This is a genomic window from Natrinema sp. DC36, assembly GCF_020405225.1.
GTDB lineage: Archaea > Halobacteriota > Halobacteria > Halobacteriales > Natrialbaceae > Natrinema.
This window is the reverse complement of the sequence record NZ_CP084472.1, coordinates 3,494,949-3,509,037: the sequence shown is the minus strand read 5'-3', so window position 1 is coordinate 3,509,037 and position 14,089 is coordinate 3,494,949. Positions and strand designations below refer to the sequence as shown.

General features: G+C 62.2%; 12 protein-coding genes and 2 pseudogenes. 5 read left to right on the top strand and 9 right to left on the bottom strand.

The window, feature by feature from the left end:
• Positions 1-38 precede the first annotated feature (38 nt).
• Entirely contained in the window at positions 39-1,133 is a 1,095-nt protein-coding gene (locus tag LDH74_RS17935; RefSeq protein WP_226040050.1) for an aminopeptidase, read from the top strand.
• A 631-nt stretch (positions 1,134-1,764) separates the two neighbouring features.
• Here the strand turns inward: LDH74_RS17935 and LDH74_RS17930 are convergent.
• Positions 1,765-1,926, bottom strand: a complete 162-nt coding sequence (locus LDH74_RS17930) for a hypothetical protein (RefSeq protein ID WP_226040049.1) — start codon at positions 1,924-1,926, stop codon at positions 1,765-1,767.
• 807 nt (positions 1,927-2,733) lie between these two features.
• On the opposite strand from LDH74_RS17930, the gene LDH74_RS17925 reads away from it, so the two are divergent.
• Positions 2,734-3,150 (top strand): universal stress protein, encoded by a 417-nt coding sequence (locus LDH74_RS17925; RefSeq protein ID WP_226040048.1) that lies wholly within the window; start codon positions 2,734-2,736, stop codon positions 3,148-3,150.
• An 84-nt stretch (positions 3,151-3,234) separates the two neighbouring features.
• On the opposite strand, the gene LDH74_RS17920 is transcribed toward LDH74_RS17925, so the two are convergent.
• The 3 genes from LDH74_RS17920 to LDH74_RS17910 form a co-directional block, all read right to left on the bottom strand.
• Positions 3,235-3,903: a dienelactone hydrolase family protein gene (locus tag LDH74_RS17920; protein WP_226040047.1), complete on the bottom strand. Its 669-nt coding sequence runs from the start codon at positions 3,901-3,903 to the stop codon at positions 3,235-3,237.
• Entirely contained in the window at positions 3,900-4,523 is a 624-nt protein-coding gene (locus tag LDH74_RS17915) for a VOC family protein (protein WP_226040046.1), read from the bottom strand. The genes LDH74_RS17920 and LDH74_RS17915 overlap by 4 nt, the downstream gene beginning before the upstream one ends.
• Before the next feature lie 115 nt (positions 4,524-4,638).
• Entirely contained in the window at positions 4,639-5,247 is a 609-nt protein-coding gene (locus tag LDH74_RS17910) for an FAD-dependent oxidoreductase (RefSeq protein ID WP_226040045.1), read from the bottom strand.
• 268 nt (positions 5,248-5,515) lie between these two features.
• Here LDH74_RS17910 and LDH74_RS17905 point away from each other — a divergent pair, with 268 nt between their 5' ends.
• Both LDH74_RS17905 and LDH74_RS17900 read left to right on the top strand, forming a co-directional pair.
• Positions 5,516-6,610: a glutamate--cysteine ligase gene (locus LDH74_RS17905; protein WP_226040044.1), complete on the top strand. Its 1,095-nt coding sequence runs from the start codon at positions 5,516-5,518 to the stop codon at positions 6,608-6,610.
• Positions 6,611-6,935: 325 nt separating this feature from the next.
• Positions 6,936-7,172: a UPF0058 family protein gene (locus LDH74_RS17900; RefSeq protein WP_226040043.1), complete on the top strand. Its 237-nt coding sequence runs from the start codon at positions 6,936-6,938 to the stop codon at positions 7,170-7,172.
• Positions 7,173-7,439: 267 nt separating this feature from the next.
• Here LDH74_RS17900 and LDH74_RS17895 read toward each other — a convergent pair whose 3' ends face one another.
• The 3 genes from LDH74_RS17895 to LDH74_RS17885 all read right to left on the bottom strand — a co-directional run bounded on the left by LDH74_RS17895 (position 7,440) and on the right by LDH74_RS17885 (position 11,127).
• Positions 7,440-8,618 carry a C45 family peptidase gene (locus LDH74_RS17895; RefSeq protein WP_226040042.1) on the bottom strand — a complete coding sequence of 393 codons (1,179 nt, stop codon included), beginning with the start codon at positions 8,616-8,618 and terminating at the stop codon, positions 7,440-7,442.
• Between the two features lie 459 nt (positions 8,619-9,077).
• Positions 9,078-9,779: a hypothetical protein gene (locus tag LDH74_RS17890; protein WP_226040041.1), complete on the bottom strand. Its 702-nt coding sequence runs from the start codon at positions 9,777-9,779 to the stop codon at positions 9,078-9,080.
• 178 nt (positions 9,780-9,957) lie between these two features.
• Positions 9,958-11,127: a divalent metal cation transporter gene (locus LDH74_RS17885; protein WP_226040040.1), complete on the bottom strand. Its 1,170-nt coding sequence runs from the start codon at positions 11,125-11,127 to the stop codon at positions 9,958-9,960.
• Positions 11,128-11,423: 296 nt separating this feature from the next.
• Between LDH74_RS17885 and LDH74_RS17880 the strand changes: the two are divergent.
• A pseudogene (locus LDH74_RS17880) lies at positions 11,424-11,733 on the top strand (hypothetical protein); the annotation flags it as partial.
• 345 nt (positions 11,734-12,078) lie between these two features.
• Here the strand turns inward: LDH74_RS17880 and LDH74_RS17875 are convergent.
• Positions 12,079-12,360: pseudogene (locus LDH74_RS17875) on the bottom strand (hypothetical protein).
• Positions 12,361-12,694: 334 nt separating this feature from the next.
• Entirely contained in the window at positions 12,695-13,600 is a 906-nt protein-coding gene (locus LDH74_RS17870) for a phosphatase PAP2 family protein (protein ID WP_226040039.1), read from the bottom strand.
• Positions 13,601-14,089: the final 489 nt, after the last annotated feature.

Sequence of the window (14,089 nt, the reverse complement as noted above, 5' to 3'; positions counted from 1 at the left end):
CACGAACCGTTTTTTCCTCCCCCCGTCAATAGCGGGGTATGGACCCGCGAATCCGAGAACACGCCGAGATTATCGCCAATCACTCGGTCGACCTCGAGGCAGGGGACAACGTCGTCATCGACGCCCATCCGGTCGCCGAGGACCTGGTCGTCGCCCTCCACGAGGTGATCGGCGATCGGGGAGCGAACCCGATCACGACCAGCCAGCGAACCGGGAAGCGACAGCAGCGCGCGTATCTTCGGGCTGCCGATGACGAGTTCGAGACGCCGGAACACGAACTCGCGCTCGTCGAGAACACCGACGTTTACATCGCCATTCGTGCGACGGACAACGCCACCCAGACCAGCGACGTCGACCCCGAGATCAGCGCGGCCCACCAGCAGGCCCATCGCCCGATTCTCGAGGAGCGCCTCTCGAAGCGCTGGTGTCTCACGCAGTTCCCAGCACCGGCGAACGCCCAACTCGCGGAGATGAGTACGGACGGCTACGAGAACTTCGTCTGGGACGCCGTCAACAAGGACTGGGAGGCCCAGCGCGCCCACCAGGAGCACATGGTCGAGATCATGGACCCCGCCGACGAGATCCGGATCAAAAGCGGTGACACGACCGACGTAACGATGTCCGTCGCGGGCAACCCGACGCTGAACGACCACGGCGAACACAACCTGCCGGGTGGCGAGGTCTTCACCGCACCCCAGCCCGACAGCGTCGAGGGCGAGGTCCTCTTCGACATGCCGCTCTATCACCAGGGCCGGGAGATTACGGACGTTTTCCTCGAGTTCGAGGGCGGCGAGGTCGTCTCGCACTCGGCGGCGAAGAACGAGGAGGTGCTGACCGAAGTGCTGAACACCGACGACGGCGCGCGCCGACTCGGCGAACTGGGTATCGGGATGAACCGCGATATCGACCGGTTTACCTACAACATGCTCTTCGACGAGAAGATGGGCGACACCGTCCACATGGCCGTCGGCCGGGCCTACGACGACACCGTCGGCGAGGGCAACGAGGCCAACGACTCCGCGGTCCACGTCGACATGATCGTCGACATGAGCGAGGACTCGGTCATCGAGGTGGACGGGGAAGTAGTCCAGCGCAACGGCACCTTCCGATTCGAGGACGGGTTCGAAGAATAGCAGGCGTCTTTTTGGGGGTTATGCGCGAGCGAACGACGTGAGCGAGCGGAAACCGGTCCGATCGTGACGGTCCGATTCGAGGAGCAGGGACCGTTCGACTCACTCGAGCCGGCTTTTGGCGTACTCTCGAGGCAAAGTCACGGCTGGAGCCCGCTGAACGTTCACATGCGGTGGCGCGCGCTGGGCCGCGGTGAACTACGAGGCCGAACGAAGTGACGGCCTCGGCTGTGAGCCGCGGCGCAACCCCGTGCGAGGGATGAGCGAAGGAGCGAAGCGACTGAGTGAATCGGCTGGGGAGGGCGTGGCGTCTCCCTGTTGCCACGATAGCAGGACACTCGTCACCATCTGCGGTCGCTGCTCAGACAGGTTCAACGAAGAGTGCGGTTCGAAGCCGCTCGAGCAGTCACGGATCACACCCGCTCGAGCCCCGTTTACGGGCCGACCCCCTGCCGTCGACGCGGTGGTTTCGGTGGTGGCGTCCGGCGACGGGAGGTCGGCTGTCCGCCGGGGCTCGAACCCGACGGAGAGCAGATAGTAGCCACTGAAGGAATGTACACACAGATCGGACAGCCGTCGTGCGATCAGGTGTGCAGTGACGTTCAGTAGCTATGATAGGTGCCCAGCGGAGATATCACTCGCGCTCGAGCAGCCCCGGCGGGACCGAACAGCCACAGGGGGAGGCGAAGCCGGTGTGGGGACCGGTGACGACCGAGAACAGGACCGGATCGCCACAGCGCGGACAGGCGGGGAACGGCGAGTCCTCGTCGTCGCCCGGCTCACGGTCGGTACTCATGGGCCGTGACCTCCGGTTCGGCTCGAGGCCGAGACGGGACTCGAGGCTGGTCGTGGCGGGCGATTCCGCGGTCGTGCGGGACGTTTATATCCCGGTAGAATCAACGCAATCATGGCTTGCAAACGGGTCGCGTTTGGAAGCCACGTCTCGGGTGCTGGTACACCCGGGGCATTTCAGCGCATGCCCCTCGCGACAGATGGAGTGTGGCTTCCGTTCTAATTGTTGAACTATAGAGACTTATAACTACTGAAAGTATGTAGAATAGAGTGGGCGAGGCCTCAAGCGTATTCGAAATTACTTGCTAACGGGCGATCAACCTGATTTGATCTGTAGCATGCGGATAGCAGCGGGAAGTGTCCTGATCTCACTGGCGACAGGGAATTGCCACGCCCTCCCCAGCCGATTTCTGCTCACGGGCGCTGCGGGACGGCTGCGTCGTCCCGACAGTCGCGGCGCGTCGCGCCGCGCACTGCCCGTTCGCATGGTTCGCGGAACCTCCGGTTCCGCGCTAACGCTCGTTCACTTCGTTCACTCGCTCATCCCTCGCGCAGCGTCGTGTCGCGGCTCACCAGTGGTTCGCGGTTCCCTCCGGTCACCGCTCACACTACCGAGGCCGTCACTTCGTTCAGGCCTCGCAGTTCGCCGCGACTCAGCGCGCGCCACCGCATGCCGGTCGGACAGTCCGAAGTGAGACGGCGGTCAGCGACCCGATTCGCGAACCGTTCGAAGACGGGGCGATCGCTCGTTCGGCCGAGTCGGTCGGATACTATCGGACGGATTTATACTCTCGAGAGAGCTATCAGGCGTATGGACGTACTCGTCGCGTACGACGGCTCAAAGCCCGCGCGAAAGGCGGTCGAACACGCGTTTACGACGTATCCCGACGCGGAGATCGTGTTGCTGCGCGTCATCGAGGCGGCGGACAGTTCGACGGAGGCGGGGATCAGTATTATCCAGGAGATGCTGCGGGAGCGAGAGGAGAAGATCTCCGAGGAGTTCCCAGACGAGATCGACGCGATCACCAGCGATCCCGACGTCGAGTTTCGGACCGAGACCGTCGTCGGGCGGCCCGCACGCGAGATCGTCTCGTTCGCAGAAGAGCACGACATCGATCACGTCATTATCGGAAGTCACGGACGGGCCGGGCTCTCCCGCATCCTGCTCGGCAGCGTCGCCGAGAAAATCGTCCGGCGCGCCCCCATGCCGGTTACCGTTATCCGCTAAGCTGAGCCTCGAGCGGAGCCGAACTCGGCCGACAGACCCGCAATCGGTTGTCGACGAAGCCGCGATCAATCGACGCAGCCGCGATTAGTCTTCGACCAGCTCCGCGACCATTTCGGAGACGAACGCCATCTCGTCCTCGTTGATGCCGTGGCCCATCCCCTCGTAGAGCCGTTTCGTGACGTCGGCGTGCATCGACTCGAGCACGTCGGCCGTCTCGTGGACGCGCTCCTCTGGGATGTGGGGGTCGACGTCGCTACAGCCGAGGAAGACGGGCGTTCCCTCGAGGTCGGGGTCGTTCTCGAGGTAGTCGTCGGGATCGATATCCTCGCCGATGAGACCGCCGCTCAGGGCGGCGAGACCGCCGTACCGGCGCGGGTTACGCGCGAGGTACTCGCTGGCGAGGCAGGCCCCCTGCGAGAAGCCGATCAGCATGATCCGCTCGATGGGAATCCCGGCGTCGGTGGCCTCACCGATCGCGTCGCTGATGGCCTGCAGGCCCGACGAGCGGCCGGGCTCGTTCCGCTCGACGGGCGCGAGAAACGAGTTCGGATACCACGTCTGACGGGCTGCCTGCGGCGCGAGGAAGGCGACGCCCTCCCGACCCACTTCGTCGGCCAGCTGGATCATTCCCTGCGCGGTCGCGCCGCGACCGTGAGTGAGGACGAGCGCGGCGGTCGCGTCCTCGAGGTCGGTTCCGCCCGTCGCAAGTTGCTGATCCTGATGGGGACCGTCGCCGCGGTCGTCCGCGCTCATTCGACACCACCGACGCCGGTGCTGGCCTCGGGCAGGTCGTGTTCGATGAGCTCGAGGCCGAGCGCCTCGATCGCACCGCGGAGGTGTTCGTCCTTGGCGTAGTCGGCACCATCTTCCTCGCGGAGCTCCTGTGCCTTCGCCAGCACCTCGCCGCGGCGGTCGTCGGGCACCTCGTACTTGTCCGTCGAGAGCTCGATGACGAGGCCGTTGTTGTCCGTGGTGTAGATCGAGTGGAAGATGCCTCGGTCGAAAACGTTGTACTGGTGGCCCGCGTCCTCGAGCGCCGCCATCGTGTCCTCGTACTCGTCCGGATCGATGCTGAAACAAAGATGGTGGACGGCACCGGTGCCGCCGCGCTGGCCGCGCTGATTCGACGGCCGGTCGTCGCTGACGAAGAAGGTCAGAATGCGACCGTCGCCGGTGTCGAAGAACAGGTGCGTTTGCGAGGGGTCGTCGAGGTTTGGCTGGCGGAGCACAAGCGGCATGCCGAGGAGGTCTTGGTAGAACTCGATCGTATCGGCTTCGTTGCTCCCCCAGATGGTGATGTGATCCGTTCCCGTCGTGTGGACGGGGCTGTCGGGTAGTTCCGGCGTGACTGGATTGGTAGGTTCGGTAGGCATGGTGGGTGAATCGAATCGGTCGTGAATCCGACCGAGGTGGGTTCGAATGCGATCCGCTCGGTTGCGGGTCCGGCGTCTCCACAGCTACGCCGCGAAGACGTCGGCGTCGGCGCGACTACTCCGCGACGTGTTCGCCGAAGACGCGCGCGGCGTCATCGGGAACGTCGAAGTCGTGGTAGTGTTCGCCCTTTACGCTCGAGAGGATGTTGAGTGCTGCGGCGGCCCCGTCGCCGACGGCGATGGCGGCCTGCCACTCCTCGGGGCGGACCATCGCGCCGGTCGCGTACGCACCCGAGACGCTCGTCTCCATCTCGACGCCGACGTCGACGGTGTCCTCGTCGGTGAACTCGACGCCGAGATCCTCGGCCAGTTCCCGGTTCGCACCGGTCGCGAGGACGACGAAGTCGGCCTCGTCGCTGCCCGCCTCGGTCTCGACGGTAAAGCCGTCGCCGGCTTCGCTGACGCCGGTCACTTCCTCGCCCTGGCGACGGTCGACGCCGAAGTCGTCGACCTGCTGGCGGGCCGTCGCCATGAACTCGCTGCCGCCGACCGAGCCGATGCCGAGGTAGTTGAACAGGTGGGCCTTGTGCATCCACGTCCCGTCGGTGTCGAACACCGTCGTCTCGAGCCCGTTCTTCGCGGTGAAGAGGGCCGCACTCAGTCCGGCGGGGCCGCCGCCGACAACGATCACTGTCGCATCGTCCGTAGTCGTCTCGTCGCTCATCGTAGTTACATAGTGTTACTGCAAGGGTATCAATCCCCAGCAACCCCGAAGCCACCACATAACACCAGTGTCAGTGTCGTGAGTTACCATAGGCCACTCATCGGAGCGGTCCCGTGAACGCTGCCAACGGACGGCACGACCTGCGCACGCAGGCTCAATTCATTCGCGTAACTCGTTCGTACTATCGTATCCAACAGGACAACTGTCGGCAGACGGCCCGGTGACGGCTTGCTCGAGGGCCAGACATCGCGTTCCAACAGACATATCCATGAACACTAGCCTCGAGGTGGAGTACTGGGTCGTCGACGACGACGGCGACCTCGTCTCACCTGACACACTGCTCGACGTTTCGCCGCAGGTCGACCCCGAGTTCGTCGAGCCGATGCTCGAGATCAAGACGACCCCGTGTGGATCGATGGCCGAACTCCGCGAGGAACTCGTCGGCCGAATCAGCCGCGTCGTCGACGCGGCACGCGATCGAAACAAGCGACTCGTCCCGCTCGCGACGCCGCTGAACACCGCACCCGCGGACGTCCCCTACCGCGACAAGGAGGAGACAGACCTCCAGCGCCGGATCGTCGGGCCGGCGTTCGACGACGCCCGCGTCTGCGCCGGCACGCACATCCACTTCGAGCAGTCGAACGTCACCGACCAGCTCAACGCCCTGACCGCGATCGACCCGGCGTTCGCGCTGGTCACCAGTTCGGCACACTACCGCGGCGAACGCCTCCTCGAGTGCGCCCGCCCCTTCCTCTACCGGCGCTCGTGTTACGACTCCTGTCCCGAACAGGGCCAGCTCCAGTCCTACGTCGACAGCGTCGCCGAGTGGGAGCAGCGTCTCGAGGACGCCTACGACTCGTTCCGCGAGCGGGCGCTCGAGCGCGGCGTCGACCGGGCCACCTTCGAGGACGAGTTCAGCCCCTACGACGCGGTCTGGAACCCAGTTCGGCTTCGCAAAGCGATGCCCACGGTCGAGTGGCGCTCGCCCGACGCCGCCCTACCGAGCCAGGTGCTTCGACTCGCGGACGACGTGCGATCGATCGTCACCCGCGCGGACGAGAACGGGACGGTCGTCGGCGGCTCGGAACGGAGCGCTTGGCCGGATGCAGCCACCGACGGACCGCTCCGTCTCCCCGAGTTCGACACCGTCGAGTCGGTTACTGACGTCGCCATCCACGATGGACTCGAGGGGGCGGGAGTCAGGGACTACCTGCGACGGCTCGGATTCACGCCCGCGGCGTACGATCCGCTCGCAGACCGGATGACCGACTCGCGACTCGGCGAGCGCCGCGCGAAGAAACTGCGGCTCCGGGCCGCCGATCGGCTCGAGGCCGACCTCGAGCAGCGCCGCGTTCGAGCCTGACGAGATTTCTTAGTTCCGTACCGGATTCCCTGCTCGCGTCTCACTATAGTAACAACTGCAACTATTTACACACTGATCGCACAGCTGTCGTGCGATCAGGTGTGCATTGACTTGCAGTGGCTACTATAGATAGTAGCCGGTTTCAGCGAGTGGAAGTTCGTGCGACTCGCGGTGAATATAGGCCACGGAGCGGATACTGATTGTACAAAAGACACAATAAAAGCGCTCGTCAGATGAACCTACCATTTACACTTGTTACTCGGATCAGTACATCTAAATAACGCCTCAAAAAACACTAAGAAGAGAGATAGCGGTAGATGGTAACGTGAGACAACAAGAACTCATACATCTGCACGCATTACTGTTGGAAATCCGCCGATATCTCGAACGGGAAGAGACGCTTCCTGCCGGTGCATTTGCCGCCTACGACGCGCAATCGGTCCGTCCTACTCACATCCATTGTGGGAAAGACGCACACAAGAAAGCGATTGCCCATCTACTGGGAGATCTCATCTATTCCGTACAGAGCCATCCCCCACCAGACCACACGATAGTATCATAAAATGAACCAGAGGTTTGAGAAAACGGGTCCGATAGAAGTGGCTGCTGTCGTGGCTGAAAACACAAATTCGGCCGACGTGTGCGTTCTCTATCCCGCGGATGCGACTGACGAGCAACTCGAAACGACGTGGGTTCGTGCAGAGGAGGCTGACTATACCTGTGTCGAGGATATTCGATAGTGAGCGACCAATAGTTGGCCGGAAGCGAACAGTCACTCACTGACGGACGGTTTCAGTCACTTTTCTGGGCACCGAACTCGTATTCCCACCTACTGGTATCGAAGCCACTCGAGCCACCGCGCTCCCGTCCGAAGCGCCATCGAAAACTCGTCGCCGAACGAACACCGCGCCGGCTCGGTTTCACAGGGGTTGCCCATCACGAGTTCTACCGTCGGCGAGCCGCCCTCGAAGACGGCCGCGCTCGCGGTCGTCAACTGACCGAACGCGTGCTCGTCCGTCTCGGGTTCGGGATGTCGGCAGATCGACTCGTTTCCCGGCCCGTACTCGTGATCCGCCGCGATCCGCCAGAGGTAGTCGCGGTCGATTTCGTCGCCTCCCGCCTCGAGCAGCGCCGTCGCTCGCTCCCGACGGCGGCGAGAACTCTCCGTCGACGCCGAGCGCGACAGCACGAAGTGATTCGTCCGGGCGACGGCCCCGTCGTCGGCGACCGCGATCCGCTCCTCGAGAGGGTTCACCTCGAGCAAGACAGCATCGGTTCCGTCCGCCAGAAACAGCGTCTGGGCCATCAGCTGCCGCGTCGGGATCGACTCGAGGAGTTCCCGGGCCGCCTCGACGGTGGCACACTCCTCGAGCACGCGCCGGACGACGGTGCCGTTCCGGAACTGCGCCTCGGGCTCGATATCGTCCCGGTTCGCGTCGATGTAGGTGTTCGCGGCGACCAGCCCCCGATCGTTCACGCCCTTGTAGAGCATGACCGTCCCGCAGGTGTCGACGGTCAGAAAGCCGTGGTAGCCGTCGATCGCCGGCTGCTCGACGACCGATTTGGGGCGGGCACCCCGGCCGGCGATGTCGCGATTCTTGAGCACGAGCGAGCCGTCTCGTCCGGTCCGCGACGGCGACACGAGCGCGTTCGTACAGCCGCGCGAGGGATCGGCGGCCGGCTCGGCGGCCAGTTCGTCACAGAGGTCGCTGTACGCGAAGGCGTAGACCTCGTATATATCGGGATCGACGTCGAGGGTCTCGGCCATCGCCTCGTAGGACCGCACGTGTCGGTCTGGCATGCTCTCCCGACTGCGACGCGCGTACTCGAGCAGCGGCTCGAGGTCGACGTTCCGGGCGTCGATCAGCGACTCGAGTTCGGCGACGGCCCACTCGACGGCCTCGCGTTCGGTGTCGGCGCGTCGGCGCGCCTGGTCGGCGAACGTGTCCGGTTCGGACGGCGCGTCCGGACCGGTGAACGCGACCGGCTCGAGGTCGGTGTCGTCCATACCGTCGGAAGGTGATCCAGCGGGTTGTATCGTGGGCCTGAACGAGAAGCCCGGGTACGGGTGAGAGCGGAAATCGTCGGCTCGAACGGCGGAAGCTGAGAGCGGGTACCAGCAGTCGAGTACGGGCGACAGCGAGGACTATCGGGCAGGTATCGAGGTTCGAAAGGGTGTACACGTGTCGGCAGCGGGATGGCGATCGTCGTGCGTGCATCGCGATGATCGGTGCGTCCCCCGTATCCCCTGTGATGCCAACGGCTGGCCCTGCCGACGTTCTATATAACGTTAGTGGCCGACATTAGTGTATCGGAACAAGTCAATTTTTAAATAATATCTGGTGAAGAAGTATCCCCCTTCGGTCGGTCGTCGTTCTCGAGCGTCTGCTGGGAGTCGCGAGCGGTATCGGTCTCGCACCCGCTTCGAATCCATCGTCGAACGACGACCGAACCGGGGTAGTGCGTCTCAGTCGTGTCGGTATCCGAGCGCTAGCACGGCAACGAGTAATCCGACGACGGAGGCACCGACTCCGAAGCCAGGAATACCGTCATCATCAGCGGAGTCAGAGTCGGACCCCGTCTCGGACCCCGTCTCGGACTCCACGGACAAGACGTTCGGTCGCTCTTCGTGGAGGTGCCACGTGGCAGTGTTTCCATCGACCGTCAGCGCGTTCGAGTCCGTCACCTCGCCGGGCATATTGATGACGTACGTCATCTCGCTAAACGTATCGTCTGTTTCGGGATCTTCTACGTTACCGATTTGCATGGAGACCGTTCCGTTCTCCGCCGTTAGTTCCGTGTCATCGAACTGCTCCTGATTGAAATCCGTGAATTCAATTTCGATCGCGTACCCGTCTTCGAGTTCGGTATCGTCGGCGTTCTCGTAGCCAGCGTACCCGTTCTCTTCCGGGAGCATTTCCTCCTCGGCGAACCACGCGGCTACGGTATCGTATCCCTGCTCAGACGCAGTCGACTCCAGAGAACTGTAGGTCTGTGCGTCCGTTTCCCACACCATTCGGAGGGTCTCAAATTCGCCGTCTTCCGTTATCGTGGCCTCCATCTCCATCGAATCACCGTCTTCTTGCGCCACTGCCGACAGTGGCATCGTGACGAGTCCCAACGCCACGACGACGAGCGTCACCGCGAGAATCGTATTCGTTCGTTTCATATTTCACGATTTACTCTCTATCTGTTATATATAGGATTTTCTCTCGAGAGTCCTCCTCATCGATCGAGTCGCCGCAGTGTGTTCGCTATCGCCCGGCGACCGGATGACCGACGCGGTCGCTCGAGCGATGGGCGTGTGGCTCGAGGCCAGCGGAGGCCCTGGAGACGGCGGGGAAACGTCAGACAATCGTTCTGATCGTCTCGGCCAACGACGTGGCCGTCAGGAGTGCCACGAGGAACGTGAGGATCACGGTGCCGATGAAGACCACATTTTCGATCCGCGTGGGGTTGTAATACCGGTGCATCGCGCCGTAGAGTGCCAGCACCGTCACCGGCAGGCCGATTACGCCGTTCACAGCGGGCACCACGAGTGCCAGTTGCACCGCCGAGAAGTCGGTGAACGTGAGGATCGACACGGCGAGGAGCAACGACAGGACGATCAGACCGTTGACGACGATGCGGAACGGCCGGTCACCGAATGCGGTGTCGTTGCCGAACGCCTGGGGAACCATGAACCCGGCCCCGAACAGGGTGCCCGTCGCGCTGGAAAAGGAGGCCGCCCCGGCCCCGACGATGAACACGGTCAGGGCCCAGGGGCCGAGCTCCTCCACGAGTGGCCGAGCCGGATCGACGAGCGAGACCACGCCGGACGGAACCGTGATCGCGGCTACGATCAGCACGGCCATGCTCATCAGGACGGCCGCAACCAGGCCGACGGTGTGGTCCCGTCGGTACTGGCTGACGGTGTCGAACTCCTTCGCCTGGTGCATGCTCGTCTGGATGAAGAAGTTCGGGTAGTAGATTGTCGTGCCGACCAGCGCGATAATCATCGTGAGTGGTCCCATCCTGGTCCGGACCGCCGGGATCAACCCCCGGGCGATGTCGGCGGCCGGGATGTCGATGCCGAGAAAGATCACGAGATACGACCCGAAGACCACGAGAACGAGGATCGCGATGACCGCTTCGATCCGCTGATAGACGCGGAGTTCGATGAGTGCAATCCCGGCGGCACCACTGAGGATGGTGGCGATCAGAACGTTGTCGAGCGGGGTGAGAAACGCAAGTGCGGCCCCCGTCAGCGCGTAGTTCGCCACGCTCCAGAGGTGCATGATGAACGCGATGAACACTGCGAACGCCTTCGCGGCAGGTGACCCGATAACGTCGCGAATGTACCCCATGAGTGGCCGATCGAGCACGGCCAGCCGTGCGGACATCTCGTGGACCGCGAGACCGACACCAAGGGAGAGTGGGAGGACCCACAGGAGGGTGAACCCAAACGATACGCCGATGGAAGAGAGAATGTAAATCGACCCAGCGCCGAAGATGTTCGCCGCAAATATCAGCCCCATGCCGTAACTCCGAAACAGGTTCCGTACGTATCGGTACGAGTCGTCGTTCCACTGGACGTTGTTCATCGGCGGTCGACCCCGTTGTCGGCGGCGGCGGGCGGAACCGTACCACACCGGTTCGGCGGCACATAGTCCATTGTGTGTAGTGGGTTCCGCCCGTCACCGGGGCGTGGCACAACGGAGATGACCTGCATACGAATGCTGATGAGCGGTCAATGAAATGGGGCTGACCCCTGACAATGAAAGTAGCTTACACAAGCGGCCGTTCACCATCGAAACGCCGGCCTCATCCTCTACGTCGCTTCGATCTCGAGCGGGCCAGCTGGCACGACGCGAGGGTCGGGAACGGCACGCCCGTCGAGAGCAAGTCGACGATGCACGAGCATTCCGATGGACAGCCCGGTATGGAAGGTCTACCGCGAATACGACGAGAAACTCCGGCGTCACGACGGCTGGTACTGTTTCGTCGTCTATCGGCCACAGAGGCGATCGGCTGCACGATCCGTTGTGAGAAGATGGTCCGCTCGAGTGATTTCCCGCTACTCCGCTGGCGGTGATCACCGCGGGACCAAACAAGCAAAAATCGCGATTAATACCATTTTTTGACAAAACGGCAGGTGGTGGATGCCTCCGAATGGATGGGGGAGAGGATGGTCGGAGGCAATCCGTTGTTATCGATAATTATTATTGATTGTTCCGGTAGTAGTCATACAGACGACAAGATTATGTCTATGTAATGCAAAGAAGCGGATGGCGGGGGAGAGGATTCGGTCGTTGGCCGACTGAATCCGTCCGACTTCGAGACAGACGGAACCTCGCCGCACCTGAGATCGGTCCGACTTGAAAGTCAACTTGTCAAACTTGATCTCAAACCCTCCCACCCAACACATCACCTATGGGGGGTGGGGGCTCCGACGCCGGCCCCTGGCCGGCGTTTCTCGAGGCAAGAATTCAATCAGTAGTGACAGCGATGTCGGTATCGACTTCGAACGTCACTACTCGAGTCGAGAGCGTCTCGGCGATCTCCCGGCGCTACTCGAGCGTGCGGTCGTCGCGCTCGAGGACGCGCCGAGCTGCGGAGACCAGCGCATCCACGTCGTTGCACGCGAACGCGATCGCGTTCGATCGGTTGCAGTCGTAGAAGCGGGCTGCTTTCTGGATGGCATCGAAGCGCCATTCGTTACCGTCGTCGGTCCGGACGCGCACCGATCCGGGAGTCTCGTTGTGAGACATGGCCGTGAACACAACCCGCCTATCCTAGTTTTTTCGGTTCACTCAAACAATCTCAGTTTATAAAGAGGGGTTCGGGATCGCCATGATCGTCGCGATCACCGGTACGTTCTCATGGGCGATGGGCCGAATATGAACACAGCCGGTATTCGGTTCGTGTTCATATCGAGGGAATCGTTCTTCGCGACGTGCAACTCCAGGCAGTTGAGTCGAAAGGGTGCTTCATTATCTTCTATTCACTTGGAAGTTGGCTGAACGCCGCGATAACTATGTGTGCGTATTGTTCGTCCATGGATACGACCGCCCTGGCTTCCTCTTAGCCGCGTAGTCACGCACCTCACCAATCAAGGAGTTTCTCACCGGCCAAAGGGGCGATAACGGCCCCACCGACGGCGATCGCGGAGCCGAAAAACGTGGCCAGTAGTGGCGGTTCGACAGCATACATCAGCGCGAAGAAACCGCCTGCCAATCCGAACACAACGAATCCAGCAGCTGCCTCTCGGCGGTTTGACGGGTGAGCGGGCGTTGAATCGGCGATGCCACGCCAGACGAGCCACCCGCCGACGCCACTTCCGAGCGCGGCCACGCTCTCGAAGGTGGCTCCCTGGATTAGTCCCAGGGCGCCAGCACCGACCGCGATGAGGAGTACTCGAGCAGGGGCAGTACCTCGATCGGCGATCACGTAGAGCACACCCAGCACCACCACTCCGAAACCGACCCCGACTACGACATCAACGAGATAGTGGACGCCCAAGATAAGTCGTGAGAGCGAGACGAGACCGACGACGGCTGCGACTCCGAGCCACCCCGGCGAAAATTTGTCTTCGAAGACGACGAGTGCGAACCCACCCCAGACGATCGTACTCCCGAAGGCGTGGCCACTCGGAAATCCGGGGCCCGACCCAGTCGCGATCGAAGCTAACACGCCCTGGAAGACGGCTGGAAGCCACGCAATGACGGGTGGCTCACCCGCTCCCGGGGGCCGAGGGAGCAGAAAGAAATGCTTGAGCACCCCGATGAGAGCCACGTACGTGAGTAGGAGACCGAGCACAAACAGGCCACGCCGCCGATCGATCCCCCACCGCGGAAACTGATCGCCGGCGACGTACAGAAGACCCCCCAACAGGAAGAGAAACCAAACGTCGCCGAGCTGGGTTAGTAGAGCGAAGACTATAAGAACGGGTTCTGACGCTGACTCGTGAAGCACCTCGGCCAGCCCGAGACCACGGTCACCTCCGAACATACTCGTACGAGAATATATCGGCTTCAGTTCCGTTAAGACCTTGGTCTGTACTTACCGCTCGGCGATAGTCTAATCTCTTCCCCCCCTAAGCGGACTCGACAACACTCGTTATCGAGGTCCCATCCTCTCCTACTGCTGGAGCAGCACCGTTCTACCGTCTCGAATCGGCCAGTCTGACTTTTCGCTAGCGCGGCGCGCGCTCTGCGCGCCGCGCAATTGCCCTGCCCCCTTAGGGGCATTTACGGCAATCTCTCCTCTTTCGTTCAGGTAGACGATTTTGAGTAGGCTGATACCAAGACATGCGTATCTAACGCTAGCACTTTTACCAACTATCGGTGATGTTGCCAGAGTCGTGCTGAATACAGCGCGCGAATGTCGCACGAGATCAGCCCCGGTTTGCGAAAGTGGAGATCGCTCAGTACAGGTCAAGTAGGTATTGGATCGACGACTGATTTATCTGGGAGATAGCAGAGACTGCGTGCTGAATGC